This window comes from Ureibacillus sp. GCM10028918 (assembly GCF_042666115.1).
GTDB lineage: Bacteria > Bacillota > Bacilli > Bacillales_A > Planococcaceae > Ureibacillus.
Genome location: NZ_JBHTFK010000005.1, coordinates 923,744 through 946,175, shown reverse-complemented (window position 1 = coordinate 946,175; position 22,432 = coordinate 923,744). Strand labels below are relative to the sequence as shown.

The following is a 22,432-nucleotide window of genomic DNA, read 5'->3' as shown; positions in this document are numbered from 1 at the left end:
TCTATGCATCTAGTATTTACAGAAGAGCAAAACATGATGCGTGAGATGGTGCGTCAATTTGCCGAAAGTGAAATTACTCCATTTATAGACAACATGGAGCAGGGAGAGTTCCCGCATAAAGTCCTGAAAAAGATGGGAGAGCTTGGCCTGATGGGCATTACTGTTCCAGAAGAGTATGGTGGGGCTGGAATGGACTTTACTTCCTATATTCTAGCAATCAATGAACTTTCAAAAGTCAGTGCGGTAGTGGGAGTTATTCTTTCGGTCCATACTTCAGTTGGAACGAATCCAATTTTATATTTTGGGACAGAGGAACAAAAAAAGAGGTATGTACCAAAATTAGCGAGTGGCGAGTATCTAGGTGCGTTTTGCTTAACTGAGCCTGAAGCAGGGTCTGATGCAGGGGCATTAAAAACAAAGGCTGTCAAACAGGATGACCATTATATCCTAAACGGGTCGAAGGTGTTTATTACAAATGGTGGAGAAGCAGATGTTTATATTGTGTTTGCTTCAACAAATCCTGCTAGAGGATCCCGAGGAATCTCCGCGTTCATAGTAGAAAAGGATACACCAGGGTTTATTGTCGGCAAAGACGAGAAGAAAATGGGGCTTCATGGATCCAAAACGGTACAACTAACCTTTGAAAATATGAAAGTACCGGCAGAGAATTTATTGGGTACCGAAAATCAAGGATTTAAAATTGCCATGGCCAACTTAAATATAGGCAGAATTGGCATTTCCGCACAAAGCTTAGGGATTGCAGAAGCTGCATTAGAGGCGGCGACAAGCTATGCCAAAGAGCGGATTCAGTTTGGAAAGCCGATTGCTGTCAATCAAGGGGTAGGATTTAAATTAGGGGATATGGCGACAGCGGTAGAAGCAGCAAGGTTGCTGGTATATAGAGCAGCAAATCATCAATCTCTTGGCATACCATGCGGCAAGGAAGCATCGATGGCGAAATTGTTCGCTTCAAAAACTGCTGTTCAGGTTGCTACTGAAGCCATCCAAGTATATGGAGGATACGGGTATACAGAGGATTATCCAGTAGAACGGTATTTCCGGGACGCCAAAGTAACCGAAATTTACGAAGGCACAAGCGAAATACAAAAAATCGTAATAAGCAAAAACATCTAAGCAATTTAGTGCCAGGCACACAAACGACGTGCACATACAACGAAATAACGGGGGAATGGGAAAATGAATTTTCAGTTGTCTGAGGAGCATCAACAATTACGCGAGATGATTCGCGATTTTGCATTAAATGAGGTAGCACCCACGGCAGCAGAGCGGGATGAGGAAGAGCGCTTTGATCGTGACATCTGGGAAAAAATGGCCGAGTTAGGCTTGACGGGTATTCCGTGGCCAGAAGAGTATGGTGGAGCTGGTTTTGATTATTTAGCTTATGCAATTGCAGTAGAGGAGCTGTCTCGTGTATGTGCTTCAACAGGCGTAACGCTTTCTGCACATACCTCTTTAGCGGGTTGGCCAATTTACAAGTTTGGCAATGAAGAACAAAAGCAAAAATACCTTCGTCCAATGGCAGAAGGGAAAAAAATCGGTGCTTACGGCTTAACAGAACCCGGTTCTGGAAGTGATGCAGGTGGGATGAAAACGACTGCAAAACTAGATGGCGACGAGTATGTACTTAATGGCTCGAAAATTTTCATCACTAATGGGGGTATTGCTGATACTTATGTAGTGTTTGCTGTAACAGATCCGGACTCAAAGCATAAAGGCACGAGTGCATTTATCGTTGAATCAGGCTTCCCAGGGTTTGGTGTGGGGAAAAAAGAAAAGAAAATGGGGATTCGTTCCTCACCAACGACGGAAATCATCTTTGATAACTGCCGTGTTCCTAAAGAAAATCTTCTAGGAAGTGAAGGAGAGGGCTTTATCATCGCCATGAAAACATTGGATGGAGGAAGAAATGGCATTGCTGCTCAAGCAGTGGGAATTGCTCAAGGTGCATTAGATGCAGCGACAGAATATGCAAAAGAGCGTGTTCAATTTGGTAAACCAATTGTTGCAAACCAAGGAGTTTCCTTTAAGCTGGCAGATATGGCAACAGCAATCGAAGCTTCTAGATTATTAACTTACAATGCGGCCTGGCTAGAATCGAATAATCTTCCATATGGGAAAGAATCGGCAATGGCAAAACTAATGGCAGGTGACACTGCAATGTCTGTCACAACTGAGGCAGTTCAAGTATTTGGCGGCTATGGCTATACAAAAGAATATCCTGTAGAGCGCTATATGCGTGATGCAAAAATTACCCAAATCTACGAAGGGACACAAGAGATTCAGCGACTAGTAATCTCTCGTATGATCACAAAGTAATCAATGACAGAGAGAAATGAGAAAATTCTCGTCAAATCATCTATAAAAGATGAAGGTCTCATTGAAATTCGAAGAAGGCAAATTGTTGATGGAGCGATGAAACTTTTCAAAGAAAAAGGCTTTCATCGTGCCACAACAAGAGAAATAGCCAAAGCTGCCGGATTTAGCATCGGGACTTTGTATGAATATATTCGTACAAAGGAAGATGTCCTCTATTTAGTTTGCGACAATATTTACCACCAAGTGATACAGCGACTATCTCATATTTCTACAAGCTCTGGAACCATTGAAGAGCTCAAGGAAGCCATTAAACAATACTTTTTACTGATTGATAGTATGGTAGATGAGTTCACCATCATGTATCAGGAAACAAAAACTTTGCCAAAAGATGCGCAAAGCTACGTATTAACCAAAGAATTAGAGATGGTCGCCCTTTTCGAAAAAATATTAAAAGCATGCGTTCAATCAGGGAGTTTAAAGGTTACGGACAAGGAGGTTTTTCTGGCTGCAAACCATATCGTTGTTCAAGGGCAAGCTTGGGCGTTCCGGAGATGGGCGCTACATAAGCATTTCACTATAAAAGACTACACAGTTGCCCAAACAAAGATGTGCTTGTCCGGAATCCTGCATTTTAAAGAGTAATACAGTCTGCACCGCCAAAAGCATACGTTAGTACGTTGCATGAAGCGGTGTTTTAGTTAGCGTCAAGGGTTAGAGTTATATCAAATGGGGATGGAAACTTATTATCCGGACGTTACTTAAACAAACACGTTCTTGAAAGGGGTACTAGTATGGTTAATATCAAGCAAGCTGACGATACCACAAAAAAGGGGGTATATCGTCCAAAGCACCATGTGCGTTTTGTAACCGCATCGAGTTTATTTGACGGGCATGATGTTTCGGTGAATATTATGCGCCGAATTCTACAGGCGAGTGGTGTAGAGGTTATTCACCTTGGCCATAATCGCTCAGTAGAAGAAGTAGTCAACGCAGCCATACAAGAAGATGCACAAGCGGTAGCCATTTCCTCCTATCAAGGTGGACACATGGAGTACTTTAAATACATGTATGACCTTTTATCTGAAAAGGGTGCACCCCATATTAGAATCTACGGTGGCGGTGGCGGAGTTATTCTGCCGAGAGAAATCAAAGAGCTTCATGATTATGGCATTGCTGGTATTTTCTCACCTGAGGACGGGATGCAGCTTGGTTTACAAGGCATGATTAATAAACAAATCGAGGAATCCGACTTCTCAACGTTGAAAGGGAATTATATTGAACTGCTCGAAAAGCTCTCTCCTGATCGGCCTGAAATACTGGCGAACTTAATTACTGCTGCTGAGCTCGGTGGGGACGGTCAAACGGTTCATCTAATCGAAGAAGCGAAGAAAAGAACGAAAAATACGCCAGTATTAGGGATTACGGGTACGGGGGGCGCAGGGAAATCTTCTTTAACCGATGAATTAATTCGCCGATTTTTACGTGAATTTCCGGACAAAAAAATGGCTATCGTGTCGGTGGATCCAACGAAGCAAAAAACTGGTGGCGCTTTGTTGGGAGATCGAATTCGCATGAATGCCATTTTTGATCAGCGTGTCTTTATGCGGAGTTTAGCGACACGCGGTTCAAGAACAGAGCTATCCGCGTCAATTGGTGATGTACTGGATATTGTGAAGGCAGCCGGTTTTGATCTCATCATCGTAGAAACAAGCGGTATCGGGCAAGGGGATGCCGAAATCACAAAATATACAGACCTTTCGATGTACGTGATGACGAGTGAGTTTGGTGCGCCAACTCAGCTTGAAAAAATCGACATGATTGATTACGCCGATTTAATTGTCATCAATAAATTTGAACGCAAAGGCTCCGAGGATGCACTTCGTCAAGTCCAGAAGCAATATCAACGTTCACATGAGTTGTGGTCTGTGAATTTGGATAAAATGCCGGTCTACGGCACGATTGCCAGCCAATTCAATGATAAAGGAACGAATTCCTTGTTTGCTGCACTGGTTTCTAAAATTAACGAAAAGTTTAGCTTTGAATGGAAAACTTCCTATGATTTATTTGTGAAAACGCAAAAACAAGATGTTATTATCCCAAATAATCGTCGGTACTATTTACGAGAAATTGCGGATACGGTTCGGAATTATCACAAAAACGCTTCGCAACAGGTGGAATTAGCACGAAAGCTTTACCAACTCGAAGGAACAATCCAGCAAATACTTGAAAAAACACCTGAGGATGTTTTAGTAAAATCACTGGAATCCCTGGCAGATGCTGTTAAGGGGGAGTTATCAGCTGAATCAAAACGAATCCTTCAGAACTGGGAAAAAATCAAAGAATCCTATGCGAGTGATGAATTTGTAACGAAAGTAAGAGATAAAGAAATTCGAACAATATTAAAAACGACATCCTTATCGGGAACAAAAATTCCAAAAGTAGCACTGCCAAAGTACAAGGACTATGGTGAAATATTACGATGGGTTTATGCGGAGAATGTTCCAGGAGAATTCCCTTATACAGCAGGTGTATTTCCATTTAAGAGAGAAGGGGAAGACCCGAAACGACAATTTGCCGGAGAGGGAACACCGGAAAGAACCAATAAACGATTCCATTATTTATCAAAAGATGATGATGCCAAGCGGCTATCCACAGCCTTTGACTCGGTTACTTTATATGGCGAGGACCCAGATTATCGTCCAGATATTTACGGGAAGGTCGGGGAATCCGGCGTAAGCATATGTACTTTAGATGATATGAAAAAGTTATATGCTGGCTTTGATTTATGTGCACCTTCTACATCGGTTTCGATGACGATTAACGGCCCTGCACCGATTATTTTGGCGATGTTTATGAATACCGCGATTGATCAACAGGTTCGAAAAAGAGAAGATGAACTAGGTCGGAAGCTTACATTAGAAGAGTTTACTGAAGTACGGGAAAAAACACTGCAAGTTGTGCGCGGAACTGTACAGGCAGATATTTTAAAAGAAGATCAAGGTCAAAATACTTGTATTTTCTCAACAGAATTTGCTCTTCGTATGATGGGGGACATCCAGGCATACTTTATCGACCACAAAGTACGCAACTATTACTCGGTATCCATTTCGGGCTATCATATCGCGGAGGCAGGGGCAAACCCGATATCGCAACTAGCCTTTACATTAGCGAATGGCTTTACGTATGTTGAGTATTATTTAAGCAGAGGCATGAATATTGATGATTTTGCACCGAATCTTTCATTCTTCTTCTCTAACGGACTAGACCCTGAATATACAGTCATTGGACGGGTAGCCCGCAGAATTTGGTCTACTGTCATGCGAGATAAATACAAAGCAAATGATCGATCTCAAAAGCTAAAGTATCATGTTCAAACATCAGGTCGTTCATTGCACGCACAAGAAATTGATTTTAATGATATTCGTACTACTTTACAGGCATTGATGGCTTTGCAGGATAACTGTAATTCACTTCATACTAATGCTTATGACGAGGCAATTACAACACCAACGGAAGAGTCGGTAAGACGTGCGATGGCGATTCAAATGATCATTACAAAAGAGCATGGCTTATCAAAAAATGAAAATCCGCTGCAAGGTTCATTCATTGTGGAAGAACTGACAGATTTAGTTGAAAACGCAGTACTTGAAGAATTTGAGCGAATGAATGATCGCGGTGGAGTACTTGGGGCTATGGAAACCCAGTATCAACGTGGGAAAATCCAGGAAGAATCGATGTATTATGAACATCTCAAGCATTCCGGCGAGCTGCCAATCATTGGGGTCAATACGTATTTAAATCCGAATCCGCCCTCAGCTGAAAGCATTAATAGTATGGAAATAGCCCGTGCTTCAAAAGAGGAAAAAGAATTGCAAATTCATAATCTGCAAGCTTTCCAAACACGCCACCAAACAGAGTGTGAAGCTTCCCTAAATAAGCTTAAAGAAGTAGCCCTTACGGGTGGAAATATATTTGAACAGCTAATGGAAACAGTTCAAGTAGCAAGTCTTGGCCAAATTACAAGAGCCCTTTATGAGGTCGGAGGACAATACAGAAGAAATATGTAAGCACAATGCGCTTGCTTTTGTTGTCAAAAGCGGGCGTTTTTTTATGGGACTTCTCAATGTGTAGAAAGGGCAATTTAAATTAGAAGACGAAGGGAAACTACGTAGCTTCAAAGTTTCTCCAAAGGGTTCAAAGATTTAAAATTATGGTACAAAAATTTCACTTGCTGTGTGGGTGGTTTTTGAATAAAATGGCGAAAGAAATGGTATCATTTAGGAGGTATCCATTCCTTAAGTATGAGATAATTTGCTAAATAGTTATTTTATAAAAAATAGTTCCAATTGTGGATATAAAAACTAGTACTATTTTTCCGAATTTAGCTATAATAGATGGGACAGAAGGGAAGGATTTCAATTGCTGAAACAATACTTACATTACATAATCATACTGGCGTGTCTGATTGTCACCTTCTTTTTGTATGATAAGCAATTAGGTTCTGTTCCACTACTGATATTATCGGCTTTTTTATTTTATTTAGGAATAAAGGAAATATATAAAATAAAAAAGAGTAAATGAAACTAGCATAGTGTATAGCACTTTGTATATAATGGATATTATGTTTAAGATATGTATTATCTTTGTTTACAGATAAGTTGGGAAACCATTCTTATCTGCATAGGTGCAGCTAGAGCTTTTTCGAGGGGCTTTACTGTAAGCAAATTTTTCTATTGTAGTTTACTACAACAATAGAAATAGTGATAGAGAAAGATGTATCACATAGTGCAAATGTTTTTGAACAAAAATAATGCTACTTATTGTACTGATAGAAAGGACGTGCACGAGTTGGAAATTCGTGAAATGACAAAAGAACAATTAGCAGAAGAATCGTTAATTGACTTAGCCTACGCAATTTTAGAAGAAAAAAAATCACCTATTGGGTTCCAAGACTTGTTAAAAGAAATTCAAAATTTAAATGGTTTATCAGATGCTGAAATCCAAGACAGACTGGTACAATTTTATACAGATATGAATATCGATGGACGCTTCCTTTTAAACCATGAAAATGGATGGGGACTTCGTGAGTGGTATAAAGTTGAAACGATTGAAGAAGAAACAGCGCCAACAGTTAAAGCGCGCAAACGTAAATCAAAAGCAGCAGCAGATGATGAAGAAGATTTAATTGTCGATGAAGACGATCTTGTATTTGAAGAAGACTTCGATGAATTTGTGGATGAAGAAATAGACGACGAAGAAGAAGAAGAAGATTTGGACTTTGTTGAAGAAGAAATCGACAGCATCGATGAAGTTGACGCGGACATTGACGATGATCTTATCGAAGAAGAAGATGGATTCATCATTGATGACGAAGAATCAGAAGATGAAGAAGAAGACGACGAAGATTTAGATGAAGAGCTAGAAAAATAAGTCTATGTTTTATGACGTGTAGGTAGGGGCAAAATTGACCCTATCTACACTTTTTTAGTTTTATGTGAAGGCGCTGCGAGTTGATGCCAAGCGGATTTGTCGCATTGAAACGTTAGGGAGACAAACCAATCATTTAGCTAAATGGATTAGTCACAATTGTAACGTTAATGGGACATACCGATTACGCAGTCAAAAAATTTGTCACTATCAGAGCGATAAGGGGACATACCAACCACGTAGCCAATCCGATATGTCGCAATTCAAATTTAACTCTGTCCCAAAAAGCCAGTCATTTGATAATGTTATCAATAATCACATTGCAAATTATTATTTAATCCTTCTACACTGGCAACCAAACCTCGCCTCGCAAAAAAATGCGACCTCCATGGAACGAATATTCATTTCGCTTAAATTAGCGAAATTATGCTATTCTCTATTAAAGGACTTGACTTCTTTTGACGTTCAATATAATCTTTTACTTGGGCTCCATTAGAGATGGAGAATGACCGTGAACCAATCACGCTCCCCCTGCAACCAATGCAGGAGGAGCGTTTTTTTGTTTTTCTAAGGTCTATAGTAAATACGAAAAACTCTCCAGATTTAGTTTGAAAACTTTAAGCAATCTATGCACAAATCATATTAATTCCATTCAAATTTTCATTTTTAAAGACTTGAAACTACTGAATTGGGAATGAATGATTTTGTACAGACTAATTAAAAGTTCTCAAGCTTTCTTATTTATAAATAGCAATGTAGGTATGAGGAGGAATTTGCAAATGACAAAGTATATTTTTGTAACTGGTGGGGTAGTTTCTTCACTTGGTAAAGGGATTGTCGCATCATCACTAGGACGACTATTAAAAAATCGTGGGTTACAAGTAACAATCCAAAAATTTGACCCATATTTAAATATTGATCCAGGTACAATGAGTCCGTATCAGCATGGTGAAGTGTTTGTTACTGATGATGGTGCTGAGGCTGATTTAGACTTAGGGCACTATGAACGATTCATTGATATTAACTTAGGTAAACATTCTACAGTAACTTCTGGCCGCGTCTACCAATCTGTTCTTGCGAAAGAACGCCGTGGCGACTATAACGGTAAAACTGTGCAAGTAATTCCTCATGTAACGAATGAAATAAAAGATCGCATCCAACGTGCCGGTCGCGAAACTAATGCGGATATTGTTATTACTGAAGTAGGTGGAACAGTAGGAGATATTGAATCTCTTCCATTCCTTGAAGCGATTCGCCAAATGAAAACGGACCTTGGCCACCACAATGTCATGTATGTTCACTGTACGTTAATTCCCTACATCGCCGCAGCTGGCGAGTTAAAAACAAAACCAACTCAGCACTCTGTAAAAGAATTACGTTCATTAGGCATTCAACCAAATATTATTGTCGTTCGTACAGAACAGCCTGTATCGGAAGAAATGAAAGATAAATTAGCTTTATTCTGTGACGTTAAACCACGTGATATTATTGAGTCTCGTGATGCAGAAACTCTATATGATATTCCTTTAAATTTACACGCTCAAGATTTCGATGACATTGTCCTTGAACATTTTAAAATCGAAGCACCAGAAGCGGATATGGCGGACTGGAAAGAGCTTGTAACGAAAGTGAAAAATCTTTCTCAAAAAACACGTATTGCTTTAGTTGGCAAATACGTTGAGTTGCAAGATGCTTACATCTCAGTTGTAGAAGCATTAAAACATGCTGGGTATGTATATGATTCGGATATCGAAGTGGATTGGATTAATGCAGAACATGTAAATCCAGAAAACGTTGATGAATTATTAAAAGATGCAGATGGAATTTTAGTACCGGGTGGTTTTGGTGATCGTGGTATTGAAGGGAAAATCTCTGCTATTAAATATGCGCGTGAAAATGATATTCCGTTCTTAGGAATTTGCTTAGGTATGCAACTAGCAACTATTGAATTTGCTCGTCACGTTCTTGGCCTTGAAGGTGCGCATTCTACTGAATTAAATAAAGAAACTCCTTATCCAATTATCGACTTCTTACCAGATCAAAATGATGAAGTTGATTTAGGCGGAACATTGCGTTTAGGTTTATATCCATGTAAGTTAGTTGAAGGTTCTCGTGCAGCTCAAGCTTATAATGATGAGTTAGTTTATGAGCGCCATCGTCATCGCTATGAATTCAACAATGAGTTCCGTGAAGCAATGGAAGCGGAAGGCCTTGTGTTCTCAGGGACAAGCCCTGATAATAAATTGGTTGAAATTATTGAGTTGCCAGAGAAACAATTCTTTGTGGCATGTCAATTCCATCCAGAACTAATCTCTCGTCCTCAACGTCCTCAACCATTATTCCGTGAATTCGTGGGTGCAGCATTCAATAACCGTTAATATTACAAGACTTTTTCCTATGTTGTGATGGGAAAAAGTCTTTTTCTATCAGGGAAACCAATATATTCCTGGAAAACTAAAAATTTACTATGTAAGGAAAAAGTTACAATCTATCAATTGCTATCTAAGTGAAGTATGATAATATTGGAAGATAATAAAACCTCTTTTCAAAGTAGAAAAGAGGTTAAGTATGAATTACAGCTCGTCGTCTTCAGAAACCATTTCGTCATAATATAATTTAATTGCTTCATATATAAATAATCCTGCCATTAGATAGGGCACTACGACACGCTCGCCTAATTTTGTTGGGTGAGGTAGGATTCCACCGCGAATTTTCATGGAGACATAAGTGTAGGCTAATTCACTCAATTCATTTGTATCACTTTTTGGTTCACTTGAAACAACAGAAAAAGGTATAAAGTTATCGTATAATTTTTTTGCTAGATTTAGAACTTCTGGGTTATCGCTTTTTGTTGTAAAAATACAAACTCGATCTGCTTCCGTAAGTTGAGTTGTTGGTGACCAACTTTTAAGGTTGATAAAGGGTTCTGCCCCGTGTAATGCATTTTCTTCCAGTGCCTGTAATTCATCATAGCAAGCAAAATAGATATTTCCCTGGCCGATACTAGCCTGAGCTAATAGTCGTGAAGTTTCTTCGATTGCTTCTTCTTCACTTTGTATAATTCTTTGAAATAATCCACTCATTTGAGTAGAAAGTATTTTAGACATAATTTCACCTCTCCATGTATTATAATTTTTTATTTAGTAAAAAGTAAATGTGAAGTTTTTGTAAAGAATTGAAAGGAATTATACAATTTTAATCGAAAAGTATGTTTAAAGAGATAGATATCGGGTATAGAACGGTTGGAAGAAAATAACATTTTAAAAAATAGCACGTTAAGGGGAAGTTTTTGTGAAAAAAATATTAATCGTGGATGATCAGAAAGGAATACGCCTTTTGTTAAATGAAGTCTTCTCTAGAGAAGGCTATCAAGTGCACCAAGCTGCAAATGGAGTGGAAGCGCTTAAGCTTATTGAGCGTGAGGCAATTGATTGTGTCATGTTAGATATGAAGATACCCGGAATGGATGGAATTGAAATCTTAAAAAGAATCCGTGAAAAGGATCTCCAGATGCCTGTGTTTATGATGACCGCATTTGAAGGAGACGATATTCTTGTGGAAGCGAATCAATTAGGTATTGCTAAGTACTTTAGAAAACCCTTTAATATACTCGAAGTGAGAGACGAAGTGAACACAGTATTAAACGGTTTACTCAGTTAATGGGTTTCCGTGTGTGAGGATTTTTTAATTTTAGAATAATGAATGATAACTGTAAAATATTAAATGCCTGCATCTGCCGCTAAGGCTTTCGATGCATTTTAGTCATGAAAAAATGTTTGCTGGCTGTTTAAGTGTTTTCAAATTAACAAATTACTTTTCCTGAAAATTTCATGTCTCTCAAGCTTTCGGTGCAGAAAACGATGTAGTCTCTTAGAACTTGAGTGACAAATTAGAAATAAACTTATTTATTGTAAATCAGTTTAATAAAGGATTTTGCGCTTGTCGCAAGCTTTCGGTGCAGAAAACGATGTAGTCTCACTTGAGAGACAAATTAGAAATAAACTTATTTATTGTAAATCAGTTTAATAAAGGATTTTGCGCCTGTCGCAAGCTTTCGGCGCAGAAAAGCATGCCGGCCAATACTTTATATCCATGAAAATTAGGTTAAATAAGAAATTTGCACCTGTCGCAAGCTTTCGGTGCAGAAAACGATGTAGTCTCACTTGAGAGACTACATCGTTTTTGCTATGATTAGTCTGGAATATTTATCTTATTAATTTTATTTGCTGTCCGAGGAGGATTTTCGTATATGCCATTAGTATCGATGAAAGAAATGTTAATTAAAGCGAAAAATGAGGGGTATGCTGTAGGGCAATTTAATATTAATAACCTTGAATTTACCCAAGCGATTTTACTTGCTGCTGAAGAAGAGAAGTCACCGGTAATCCTGGGTGTTTCTGAAGGTGCAGGAAAATATATGGGCGGTTTTATTGCAGTGGTTCAAATGGTAAAAGGGTTAATGGAAAGCTATAAAATTACTGTGCCTGTTGCGATTCATTTAGATCACGGTTCAAGTTTTGATAAATGTAAAGAGGCGGTAGATGCAGGGTTTACATCTGTTATGATTGATGCTTCTCATCATCCGTTCGAAGAAAATATAAAAATTACAAATGAAGTTGTTGAATACGCTCATTCCAAAGGTGTTTCTGTTGAGGCAGAGTTAGGTACTGTTGGTGGAGAAGAAGACGGTGTCATTGGCGGTATTATGTATGCAGATCCAGCAGAGTGTAAAGCTCTTGTAGACGCAACAAATATTGATTGTCTCGCACCTGCATTAGGCTCTGTACATGGTCCTTATAAAGGCGAGCCGAAATTAGGATTCGATGAAATGAAGCAAATTGGCGAAGAAACAGGAATGCCTCTAGTACTTCATGGTGGTACAGGTATTCCAGACGAGCAAATCAAGCGTGCCGTTTCTTTAGGTACTGCTAAAATCAACGTGAATACTGAAAATCAAATTTCTGCAACGAATGCGATTCGTGAAATTTTGGACTCTAATAAAACAGTTTACGATCCACGTAAATATTTAGGGCCTGCTCGTGATGCCATTAAAGAAACAGTTATTGAAAAAATGCGCGTTTTCGGAAGCTCCCAAAAAGCCTAAACTAGTATAAATACTAAATATAAATAAAATGGAAGCAGAATGGTTTATTTTACTTAGAGAAAATGATGACTATAATGTAACTAATAAGATGAACTGCTTTTCTATTTTATCTTCGTTATAACAATGGTAGATGATTAAGGGGTAACCATTTAACTTTACCACTGGAAGATAAAGTCTTGGCGTGTTGATGGAGTAGAGGTGAAAAGTACCGAAGTTATCCTAAAAGCGTTACATCCAGGGTAACTGCAGCACATACTAAAATTCCCAACGCAATTTTTGCCAAGACGTAAATGATATAATAATGATTTGCAGGAGAAGTGTTTGATTGTTTTCAATCGGCCTTCTCTTAGTTTGTTAATGGACACAACTTTAAAACATTGGAGGAAATTATAATGAAATTTTTTATCGATACAGCTAATTTTGAGGAAATTAAAGAAGCACATTCTTGGGGGATTTTATCTGGTGTTACAACAAACCCGTCATTAGTAGCAAAAGAGGAAAATGTTTCTTTTCATGACCGTTTACGTGAAATCTCGGAGTTGGTAAATGGATCTGTAAGTGGAGAAGTAATTTCACTGGATGCTGAAGGGATGATTAAAGAAGGTTTAGAACTAGCAGCGATTGCCCCAAATATTACAGTTAAACTACCAATGACTCCTGAAGGGCTAAAAGCTTGTAAATTCTTCTCGGAAAAAGGGATTAAAACAAATGTAACGCTTATTTTCAGTGCCAATCAAGCTTTAATAGCAGCTCGTGCTGGTGCAACATACGTATCACCATTTGTAGGGCGTTTAGATGATATTGGACAAAGCGGTGTCGAATTAATTGCAACGATTTCTGATCTTTTTGCTATCCACGGAATTGAAAGTGAAATAATTGCTGCATCTATCCGTCATCCTCAACATATTACAGATGTAGCTTTAGCAGGAGCTGACATTGCTACAACACCATTTAAAGTGTTGAAACAACTATTCCATCATCCATTAACAGACAAAGGGATTGAAGGTTTCTTAGCTGACTGGGAAAATCGTAAAAGCAAATAAACAATAGCTTCGTTACATTTTTCAGTTAAAAACTAAAGTAAGCCCAAGTATTCCCATTCAACATAATGAAGAATTGAAATACTATAGTAAGAAAAGAAAAAATTTTGAATTGTTTATAAATTCGGGCTTTAAATTGTGAAAATGGTAAATAATAAACATTAATACAAATAGAATTCATGCAGCCAAGTTGCCTGTATATGCAAAATGCAGCAAGAAAACTACTCGAGATTTAGTCTGCATCGTTCGAAGTGTAGACCTCTCGAGTTTCCACTACGTTAGCAACTAAAGTCTCTAGTCTTAATTGGGTTTCAACAAATTTATCTTGATTAAATGATAATTTCCTTGAGTATTTTATGGATAAGCAAAAGTTGTGTGTATTTGATAGAAAGTGAACGATCAGCAAACGAGTTAGACCATCATAAGTGAAACTTTCCAATCATAAGGGAGAACGGATATGGATGTTTATAAAATTAATGGCGGAAATCGTCTAAGAGGAACAGTAAAAGTCAGTGGAGCAAAAAATAGCGCGGTTGCATTAATCCCTGCATCTATCTTAGCTAATTCTTCGGTCACTATTGGAGGGATACCAGAAATTTCGGATGCTTGGACGCTAAAAGCATTATTGGAAGAACTTGGTGGCGAAGTTAATTTTAAAGATGGACAGATGATGATTGACCCGACGCAAATGCAAGCAATTCCGTTACCAAACGGAAATGTAAAGAAACTTCGTGCATCTTATTATTTAATGGGTGCAATGCTGGGACGTTTCAAAAAAGCGGTAATTGGATTGCCAGGTGGATGCTTCTTAGGTCCGCGCCCGATTGACCAACACATAAAAGGCTTTGAGGCACTTGGAGCAAAAGTAACAAATGAGCATGGTGCGATTTATCTTCGTGCTGAAGAATTAATTGGTGCCAAAATCTATTTGGATGTGGCAAGTGTTGGGGCAACGATTAACATTATGCTGGCAGCAGTAATGGCAAAGGGCCGTACTATTATTGAAAATGCTGCAAAGGAACCTGAAATTATTGATGTCGCGACACTATTAACGAATATGGGGGCGAACATCAAAGGAGCAGGTACGAGTGTAATTCGTATTGATGGTGTCGAAGAATTACAGGGTACAAAACATACGATTATTCCAGATCGAATTGAAGCTGCAACCTTTATGATTATGGCCGCAGCAATCGGTGATGGAGTAACTGTAGATAATGTGATTCCATTCCATCTCGAGGCTGTTACGGCGAAATTGCGAGAAATGGGTGTAAAGATAGAAGAAGGCGAAGAAAGCATGTACATTCATCGTTCAGATATTCTTCAATCCGTTGATTTAAAAACCCTTGTCTATCCTGGATTTCCCACTGACGTCCAACAACCACTATCGGTGTTAATGACCCAGGCAGTGGGTGCGTCAAAGGTTACGGATACAATCTATTCAGCTCGTTTTAAGCATATCGATGAACTTCGTCGAATGAATGCAAATGCAAGGGTAGAGGGGAATTCGGCAATCATTCAAGGACCTTCCAAATTACACGGTTCTACAGTGACTGCTACAGACTTGCGTGCAGGTGCTGCTCTTGTTCTAGCAGGGTTAATTGCCGAAGGAGAGACAGAAATACAGGATATTCATCATATCGAACGCGGATACAGTTCCCTGATAGAAAAACTTTGTGCCATTGGTGCTGATATCCGTCGTGAATCAATTACAACAAGTGCGATTAAAAGAGCGAAATAATATAAATAGAATTCATCCGTAACGGTTAACAAAATATGTTACAATAGATGGACATATAGTTCGGCAAAGAGTAGACTAATGCCGATATCGGGAGGCAAATGAAGAATGGAACGTAGTTTAACGATGGAAGTTGTACGCGTAACTGAAGCAGCAGCAATCGCTTCTGCTAAATGGATGGGACGCGGTTTAAAAGAGGAAGCAGATGATGCAGCAACAACAGCAATGCGAGCGTTATTTGATACAATTCCAATGTATGGTACTGTTGTCATTGGTGAAGGAGAAATGGATGAAGCACCGATGCTTTATATTGGTGAAGAACTTGGCCTTCGTAACGGTGGTCCACAAGTAGACATTGCAGTTGACCCTCTTGAAGGAACAAACATCGTAGCAAAAGGTACAAATGGAGCTATGACGGTACTAGCAATTGCAGATCGCGGAAATTTATTAAATGCTCCCGACATGTATATGGAAAAACTAGCAGTTGGTCCAGAAGCGGCAGGGAAAGTGAATATTACGGCTTCCGTTACAGAAAACCTGCACGCAGTAGCCAAAGCAAAAAACAAAGAGATTTCAGACGTAGTGGCCGTATTATTAGATCGTCCTCGTCACCAACATATTGTGGATGAAATCCGAGCAGCAGGTGCGCGCATTAAATTCATCCAGGATGGAGATGTTAGTGCAGCCATCAATACTGCTTTTGATGAGACTGGTATTGATATTATGTTTGGTACTGGTGGAGCTCCAGAGGGAGTAATATCAGCTGTTGCATTAAAATGCCTAGGCGGCGATTTCCAGGCAAGACTAATTCCAGAAGATGAAGGCCAAATTTTACGTTGCGAAAAAATGGGTATTGATGTAACGAAAGTGTTATACTTAGATGATCTCGTGAAAGGTGACGATGCGATATTTGCAGCAACAGCCGTTACTGATAGCGAACTTATGAAGGGCGTTCAATATAAAGGCGCATACTGTTTAACAAACTCCTTAGTAATGCGTGCGAAAACAGGAACTGTACGCTTCGTTGAAGGACGTCACAACATCGATAAAAAACCTGAATATGTAAAATAAAATAAATTACTTCAAACAAATGATGCCTGATAAACAATTCGGATGTACTTATGGATAACCACATACTATCCACATTTAATCTCCACTTCCAAAAATCAGGCATCTTCCTACTATTCTTTCTTACTTACTTAAACCCAACGGCAATACAACTTCAAATGATAGGAAAATGCGATAATGGCTGCATGTGCGCTATATCGGTGTTTTTCTGATGCTAATATTTAAATAACTATACTTTCAATTCAGTATAAAAATAGATGTAAAATATAAAAATGACTGGAGATATGCTATGTCGGCTTTAACTATATCGCAATTAGAAAATATGACGTTGAAAGAGTTATATTCTCTTGCACGTGATTACAAGATTTCTTACTATAGTAAATTAACAAAAAAAGAATTAATCTTTGCCATTTTAAAATCTCGCTCTGAACAAGAAGGATTCTTCTTCATGGAAGGTGTTCTTGAAATTGTAAATCAAGAAGGCTTTGGATTCTTGCGTCCTATCAACTATTCTCCTTCAAAAGAGGATATCTATATTTCAGCTTCACAAATTCGTCGTTTCGATCTTCGAAATGGGGACAAGGTATCAGGTAAGGTTCGACCTCCAAAGGAAAATGAACGTTATTATGGATTACTGCAAGTTGATGCAGTCAATGGGGAAGACCCTGAAGTTGCAAAAGAGCGTGTTCACTTCCCGGCATTAACACCACTGTATCCTGATCGTCATATTAAATTGGAAACAGAGACTAATAAAATGTCTACTCGTATCATGGACTTAGTAGCACCGGTTGGATTTGGACAGCGTGGATTGATTGTCGCTCCGCCAAAAGCAGGGAAAACTTCGCTTCTAAAAGAAGTGGCCAATTCGATTACAACGAATTATCCCGAGGCGGAGTTAATTGTCCTATTAATCGATGAACGTCCAGAAGAAGTGACGGATATTGAACGTTCTGTCAAAGCCGATGTTGTCAGCTCAACATTTGATGAAGTGCCGGAAAACCACGTAAAAGTAGCTGAACTTGTTTTAGAACGTGCTCGTCGTCTAGTAGAACACAAACGTGATGTGATTATCCTAATGGACTCTATCACACGTTTAGCTCGTGCTTACAATCTAGTAATTCCTCCAAGTGGACGAACTTTATCAGGTGGTATTGATCCAGCTGCCTTCCACAGACCTAAGCGCTTCTTTGGTTCTGCCCGAAATATTGAAGAGGGCGGTAGTTTAACAATTTTAGCAACAGCCCTAGTGGATACAGGTTCCCGTATGGATGAAGTAATCTATGAAGAATTCAAAGGAACAGGAAATTTAGAACTTCACTTGGATCGCCACTTAGCGGAACGCCGAATCTTCCCAGCACTTGATATTCGTCGCTCCGGAACACGTAAAGAAGAACTGCTTATTCCTTCTGAACAATTAGAGAAATTATGGGCAATTCGTAAAACGTTTTCAGATGCACCTGACTTTGCTGAGCGTTTCTTAAGAAAACTGCGTACGTCTAAATCGAACGAGGAATTTTTCGAAAAACTTAACAGTGATATGAAAAAAGCGACAAAAGGCAAAGGGTTAATCTAATTTTATTTTATTAATTTATTCATTAAAATTTACCATTAATCTTTTTTGTTGCGTTCGGATTTATTTCTTGCTATAATCTTTTAAGTATGAAACGTGTGCATATGTAACTGGCATATTCGGGTTACGTAAGGCACAGTTCGAATAACAACTCTGTTCCAGATGGTTCAGGGCGAGAGGAGAAACGAATATGAAACAAGGAATTCATCCAGATTACAAAACTGCAACAGTAACATGCTCTTGCGGTAACACATTCGAAACAGGATCAGTAAGAGAAAAAATTACTGTAGAGTTCTGTAACGAATGCCACCCATTCTATACTGGTCGCCAGAAGTTTGCTTCTGCTGACGGACGTGTGGATCGTTTCAACAAAAAATACGGAATCAAGTAAGACCGATAAAATGCCTGCCCAGTATCACACTGGCAGGCATTTTTTGTGTAATGAAATTTTAAGTACAATATGAAGTAAGTTTAAAGAAAATGACCTTCAAAAGAACGTTAAGCAGTGCAATACATCCGGAAAGTTTAGAATGGCAAACTATTGTGGCCTTAGCACGGGCACAAAAATACCACCTTTATTAGAATTTTTATTATAACTAAACTCTTTTAAAGTATTAATGAACTCAAATTGTAGACTTTCAAGGAATAATTGTAGAAACTGTGTAAAATGCGATATACTATGTACATAGAGGATATTTCAAATAAGTATGCCTTGAGTAAATCATCTCAAGGCACTTTTTCATGTGTTAGATATTGTTAACTAAGGAAAATGAGCACAACTTAGAAAGAGGTTAGTTGGAATGGCGCAATTATTTTTTAAACATGGGGCAATGAACAGCGGAAAATCTATTGAAATTCTAAAAGTTGCACATAACTATGAAGAACAAGATAAGCCAGTATTAATCTTTACTTCAGGCATCGATACAAGAGATGAAGTAGGATATGTATCAAGCCGTATTGGACTTAAGCGCCAGGCGATACCAGTATTCGATGATACGGATTTATTCCAATATGTAAAAAACTATCCACAACAGCTTTACTGCGTTTTGGTAGATGAAGTGCAATTTTTATCCAAAGAACATGTATTGCAATTAGCCAAAATAGTCGATCATTTAAAAATTCCGGTGATGGGCTTTGGTTTAAAAAATGACTTCCAAAATGAACTATTTGAAGGCAGCCGTTATATGCTCATTTATGCAGATAAAATTGAAGAGATGAAAACCATCTGTTGGTTCTGCCATAAAAAAGCAACGATGAATTTGCGTGTAGATGAGAATAAGAAGCCTGTTTACACAGGGGAGCAAATACACATCGGCGGGAATGATGCATATTATCCTGTGTGCCGCCAATGTCATGAAAATCCACCACTTTAAAGAATAACAATTAGGTAAAGACTTGGTTTTTAATCATTTGACATATATAATTTATGGAAATCACTTTCATAAATACGGAAGAATTAAAGGTAAAGTAGATTGCATGTTCCTTTGAAGAGGAATACGATATAAATAATGATACTAATAAATTAGAGGTGAACCCATGTTCGATCGATTACAAGCGGTTGAAGACCGTTATGAAAGATTAAATGAACTCCTAAGCGATCCAGATATCGTGAGCGATAGTAAAAAGCTTCGCGAATATTCAAAAGAGCAATCGGATATTCAAGCGATGGTAGAGGTATATCGCGAATATAAAGAGGTAAAGCAGCAGCTAGCAGATACGAAAGAAATGCTGGATATTGAAAAAGATCCCGAAATGCATGAAATGGTGAAAGAAGAATTCAATGAATTAAATAGCCGCATACCTGATTTAGAAGAGCGTCTTAGAATTCTACTTATACCGAAAGACCCGAACGACGATAAAAACGTTATTATGGAGATTCGCGGGGCAGCTGGTGGAGACGAAGCAAATATTTTTGCCGGCGACCTGTTCCGTATGTATACACGCTATGCAGAAACGCAAAGCTGGAAAATCGATATTATGGAAGCCACACCAAATGCAATGGGTGGCTATAAAGAAGTCATTTTCATGATCAACGGTCAAGGCGCTTATTCGAAATTCAAATACGAAAACGGTGCCCACCGAGTTCAACGTGTACCAGCAACAGAGTCACAAGGGCGTATCCATACTTCTACTGCAACGGTTGCATGTTTACCGGAAGTTGAAGAAGTAGATGTTGAAATACATGAAAAAGATATTCGTGTAGATACATTTGCATCGTCTGGTGCAGGTGGGCAATCCGTAAATACAACGATGTCTGCTGTTCGTATGACCCATCTTCCGACAGGTGTTGTCGTTTCGATGCAAGATGAGCGTTCTCAAATTAAAAACCGTGAAAAAGCGATGAAGATCTTACGTGCTCGTGTTGCAGATAAGTATATGCAAGAAGCACAAAAAGAAATCGATGCAACTCGTAAATCTGCTGTTGGATCAGGAGATCGTTCAGAACGTATTCGCACATATAACTATCCACAAAATCGTGTCACTGACCACCGTATCGGCTTAACCCTTCAAAAACTTGATATTATCATGGAAGGTAAGCTTGATGAAATCATTGATGCTTTAATGCTGGAAGAGCAAGCTTCAAAACTTGCTAATTTAAACGATGAAGCATAATACAATTTTTGAGGCCCTGAATTGGGCTTCTTCTTTTTTAGTTGAAAAAGGTCGTGACGAAAATGCTGCTAGATTGCTTATGCAGCACCTTTATGAAACGAATTACTCGGGCTTGATGATGCGAATGCACGATGAAATAGATGAAGAAAAATGGACTCAATTTCAAAAGGATGTACAGGAACATGCGACCGGCCGCCCAGTACAATATATAACAGGTATTGAAGAGTTCTATGGAAGGACTTTTCAAGTCGATGAATCCGTGTTAATTCCGCGTCCAGAAACAGAGGAGTTAATTGTAGGGACATTGGAACGAATGAAGAAGCTTTTCGGTGATCAAACTGAACTGAAGCTTGCTGATATTGGAACGGGTAGTGGCGCCATTGCAATTACCATGAAAAAAGAATGGCCAACTGCAAAAGTGGTAGCTACTGATATTTCGGAGGCGGCACTTGAAACGGCAAAAATCAATGGGCAAAATCTGGAGGCAGACATTGAATTCTGTCTGGGGGATTTAACGGAACCTATTGAAAATGAAAAGTGGGATGTTATTTTATCAAATCCGCCTTATATTGCATTTGATGAAGCTAAGGAAATGTCCGAGGTCGTTTTAGAGCATGAACCCCATTCCGCACTTTTTGCAGAAGAAGATGGGTTAATCCTCTACAGAAAACTGGCAGAACAATTACCGAATCTAGTAAAAAAGCGCGCTTTAATCGGTGTTGAAATAGGTTATACACAGGGTGAAGCTGTAGCGAATTTCTTCAAATCTAGTTTTCCACAAGGTAGAATTGAAATCGTAAAAGATATAAATCAAAAAAATCGAATTGTTTTTTGTGAAATCGATGTATAAAGATCTCTCTTCCTGACCATTATGATGTCAGGGAGGGATTTTAATATGTTAAACGATTACGAGATTACAAGAGTTGAGAATACAAATAACGTTCATCCAATAGTAAGTCTATTAAAATTAGTAGCTTTTGCAGTGGCTATAGTTTGCTCTATTATTTTGGTACCGAATGTAATTGAAGAAGTCTATGAAACTAGAAGTAACTTGGTTGATGATAGTTTGAAAATTCGTGTTGTGGCAAATAGTAATACTGATGCAGATCAACAACTAAAAACAGAAATGGTGGAAAACTTAACACCTTTCTTCACACAAATCCAAAAAAATGAACAAGCCAATTCTGAAAATGATGAAGTTTATGCACAACTTACAAATTATGTGGAAAAAAATTATGCAGCTGAAGAAGTAAAAATCAATATGGGGGAAAACCTAATACCACCAAAATTAGAGGCAAACATGTTTTATCCACAATATCATTATAACTCGCTTGTTCTTACTATTGGCGAAGGTCGAGGGGATAACTGGTGGTGCAGTATCTTTGCAAATGTTTGTGAACGCTCGGCTGATAAGGATAAAGACGAAGAAGAAGCAAAAAAAGCAGATGAAGAAGAAGAGGAAAAATCAAAAGTCACGTTTATTGTTTGGGAATGGGTAAAAAAACTTTTTGCGTAAGTTATCAACAATATTCAGAAAG

General features: G+C 38.6%; 18 protein-coding genes. 17 read left to right on the top strand and 1 reads right to left on the bottom strand.

All coding sequences use genetic code 11. From position 1 onward, the window contains the following. Positions 1 to 3 precede the first annotated feature (3 nt). From ACFQU5_RS07635 to pyrG, 6 genes are all read left to right on the top strand, one after another. On the top strand, positions 4 to 1,134 hold the full coding sequence (locus tag ACFQU5_RS07635; protein ID WP_390286363.1) for an acyl-CoA dehydrogenase: 1,131 nt from the start codon (positions 4 to 6) through the stop codon (positions 1,132 to 1,134). A gap of 63 nt (positions 1,135 to 1,197) precedes the next feature. Next, entirely contained in the window at positions 1,198 to 2,337 is a 1,140-nt protein-coding gene (locus ACFQU5_RS07630) for an acyl-CoA dehydrogenase (RefSeq protein ID WP_390286361.1), read from the top strand. Positions 2,338 to 2,340: 3 nt separating this feature from the next. Beyond that, positions 2,341 to 2,979: a TetR/AcrR family transcriptional regulator gene (locus ACFQU5_RS07625; RefSeq protein WP_390286359.1), complete on the top strand. Its 639-nt coding sequence runs from the start codon at positions 2,341 to 2,343 to the stop codon at positions 2,977 to 2,979. 149 nt (positions 2,980 to 3,128) lie between these two features. Next, complete coding sequence (gene icmF, locus ACFQU5_RS07620; RefSeq protein WP_390286357.1) at positions 3,129 to 6,404, top strand: fused isobutyryl-CoA mutase/GTPase IcmF; 3,276 nt, start codon at positions 3,129 to 3,131, stop codon at positions 6,402 to 6,404. 781 nt (positions 6,405 to 7,185) lie between these two features. Then, complete coding sequence (gene rpoE / locus ACFQU5_RS07615; protein ID WP_390286355.1) at positions 7,186 to 7,767, top strand: DNA-directed RNA polymerase subunit delta; 582 nt, start codon at positions 7,186 to 7,188, stop codon at positions 7,765 to 7,767. 776 nt (positions 7,768 to 8,543) lie between these two features. After that, the gene (gene pyrG, locus ACFQU5_RS07610; RefSeq protein WP_390286353.1) at positions 8,544 to 10,142 is read left to right on the top strand and encodes a CTP synthase; all 1,599 of its coding nucleotides are present in this window, start codon (positions 8,544 to 8,546) and stop codon (positions 10,140 to 10,142) included. Between the two features lie 195 nt (positions 10,143 to 10,337). Here pyrG and ACFQU5_RS07605 read toward each other — a convergent pair whose 3' ends face one another. After that, a complete protein-coding gene (locus ACFQU5_RS07605; RefSeq protein WP_390286351.1) occupies positions 10,338 to 10,871 on the bottom strand; it encodes a DUF2529 family protein in 534 nt (177 codons plus the stop codon). 184 nt (positions 10,872 to 11,055) lie between these two features. Between ACFQU5_RS07605 and ACFQU5_RS07600 the strand changes: the two genes are divergently transcribed. From ACFQU5_RS07600 to ACFQU5_RS07550, 11 genes are all read left to right on the top strand, one after another. Continuing rightward, a complete protein-coding gene (locus ACFQU5_RS07600; RefSeq protein WP_390286349.1) occupies positions 11,056 to 11,424 on the top strand; it encodes a response regulator in 369 nt (122 codons plus the stop codon). 589 nt (positions 11,425 to 12,013) lie between these two features. Next, the gene (locus ACFQU5_RS07595) at positions 12,014 to 12,868 is read left to right on the top strand and encodes a class II fructose-bisphosphate aldolase (protein WP_390286347.1); all 855 of its coding nucleotides are present in this window, start codon (positions 12,014 to 12,016) and stop codon (positions 12,866 to 12,868) included. Between the two features lie 392 nt (positions 12,869 to 13,260). Continuing rightward, the gene (fsa, locus tag ACFQU5_RS07590; protein ID WP_390286345.1) at positions 13,261 to 13,911 is read left to right on the top strand and encodes a fructose-6-phosphate aldolase; all 651 of its coding nucleotides are present in this window, start codon (positions 13,261 to 13,263) and stop codon (positions 13,909 to 13,911) included. Between the two features lie 454 nt (positions 13,912 to 14,365). Next, on the top strand, positions 14,366 to 15,646 hold the full coding sequence (locus ACFQU5_RS07585; RefSeq protein ID WP_390286343.1) for a UDP-N-acetylglucosamine 1-carboxyvinyltransferase: 1,281 nt from the start codon (positions 14,366 to 14,368) through the stop codon (positions 15,644 to 15,646). Between the two features lie 105 nt (positions 15,647 to 15,751). Next, entirely contained in the window at positions 15,752 to 16,714 is a 963-nt protein-coding gene (glpX, locus tag ACFQU5_RS07580; protein WP_390286341.1) for a class II fructose-bisphosphatase, read from the top strand. Between the two features lie 286 nt (positions 16,715 to 17,000). Continuing rightward, positions 17,001 to 18,284, top strand: a complete 1,284-nt coding sequence (gene rho, locus ACFQU5_RS07575) for a transcription termination factor Rho (protein ID WP_390286339.1) — start codon at positions 17,001 to 17,003, stop codon at positions 18,282 to 18,284. Between the two features lie 187 nt (positions 18,285 to 18,471). Then, a complete protein-coding gene (rpmE, locus tag ACFQU5_RS07570) occupies positions 18,472 to 18,672 on the top strand; it encodes a 50S ribosomal protein L31 (RefSeq protein WP_301136205.1) in 201 nt (66 codons plus the stop codon). Between the two features lie 409 nt (positions 18,673 to 19,081). After that, positions 19,082 to 19,654 carry a thymidine kinase gene (locus tag ACFQU5_RS07565; RefSeq protein ID WP_390286336.1) on the top strand — a complete coding sequence of 191 codons (573 nt, stop codon included), beginning with the start codon at positions 19,082 to 19,084 and terminating at the stop codon, positions 19,652 to 19,654. A gap of 163 nt (positions 19,655 to 19,817) precedes the next feature. Then, positions 19,818 to 20,894 (top strand): peptide chain release factor 1, encoded by a 1,077-nt coding sequence (gene prfA, locus ACFQU5_RS07560; RefSeq protein ID WP_390286334.1) that lies wholly within the window; start codon positions 19,818 to 19,820, stop codon positions 20,892 to 20,894. Then, entirely contained in the window at positions 20,884 to 21,744 is an 861-nt protein-coding gene (gene prmC / locus ACFQU5_RS07555) for a peptide chain release factor N(5)-glutamine methyltransferase (protein WP_390286332.1), read from the top strand. The genes prfA and prmC overlap by 11 nt, the downstream gene beginning before the upstream one ends. Positions 21,745 to 21,789: 45 nt before the next feature. Continuing rightward, a complete protein-coding gene (locus ACFQU5_RS07550) occupies positions 21,790 to 22,410 on the top strand; it encodes a stage II sporulation protein R (RefSeq protein WP_390286330.1) in 621 nt (206 codons plus the stop codon). Positions 22,411 to 22,432: the final 22 nt, after the last annotated feature.

Excerpts from the sequence above, each read along its gene's own strand:
- ACFQU5_RS07595 (WP_390286347.1), top strand. The coding sequence starts at position 12,014 with ATGCCATTAGTATCGATGAAAGAAATGTTAATTAAAGCGAAAAATGAG.
- fsa (WP_390286345.1), top strand. The coding sequence starts at position 13,261 with ATGAAATTTTTTATCGATACAGCTAATTTTGAGGAAATTAAAGAAGCA.
- icmF (WP_390286357.1), top strand. The coding sequence starts at position 3,129 with ATGGTTAATATCAAGCAAGCTGACGATACCACAAAAAAGGGGGTATAT.
- pyrG (WP_390286353.1), top strand. The coding sequence starts at position 8,544 with ATGACAAAGTATATTTTTGTAACTGGTGGGGTAGTTTCTTCACTTGGT.
- prfA (WP_390286334.1), top strand. The coding sequence starts at position 19,818 with ATGTTCGATCGATTACAAGCGGTTGAAGACCGTTATGAAAGATTAAAT.
- glpX (WP_390286341.1), top strand. The coding sequence starts at position 15,752 with ATGGAACGTAGTTTAACGATGGAAGTTGTACGCGTAACTGAAGCAGCA.
- ACFQU5_RS07585 (WP_390286343.1), top strand. The coding sequence starts at position 14,366 with ATGGATGTTTATAAAATTAATGGCGGAAATCGTCTAAGAGGAACAGTA.
- rpmE (WP_301136205.1), top strand. The coding sequence starts at position 18,472 with ATGAAACAAGGAATTCATCCAGATTACAAAACTGCAACAGTAACATGC.
- rho (WP_390286339.1), top strand. The coding sequence starts at position 17,001 with ATGTCGGCTTTAACTATATCGCAATTAGAAAATATGACGTTGAAAGAG.
- prmC (WP_390286332.1), top strand. The coding sequence starts at position 20,884 with ATGAAGCATAATACAATTTTTGAGGCCCTGAATTGGGCTTCTTCTTTT.
- ACFQU5_RS07625 (WP_390286359.1), top strand. The coding sequence starts at position 2,341 with ATGACAGAGAGAAATGAGAAAATTCTCGTCAAATCATCTATAAAAGAT.
- ACFQU5_RS07630 (WP_390286361.1), top strand. The coding sequence starts at position 1,198 with ATGAATTTTCAGTTGTCTGAGGAGCATCAACAATTACGCGAGATGATT.
- ACFQU5_RS07550 (WP_390286330.1), top strand. The coding sequence starts at position 21,790 with ATGTTAAACGATTACGAGATTACAAGAGTTGAGAATACAAATAACGTT.
- ACFQU5_RS07565 (WP_390286336.1), top strand. The coding sequence starts at position 19,082 with ATGGCGCAATTATTTTTTAAACATGGGGCAATGAACAGCGGAAAATCT.
- ACFQU5_RS07605 (WP_390286351.1), bottom strand. The coding sequence starts at position 10,871 with ATGTCTAAAATACTTTCTACTCAAATGAGTGGATTATTTCAAAGAATT.
- ACFQU5_RS07635 (WP_390286363.1), top strand. The coding sequence starts at position 4 with ATGCATCTAGTATTTACAGAAGAGCAAAACATGATGCGTGAGATGGTG.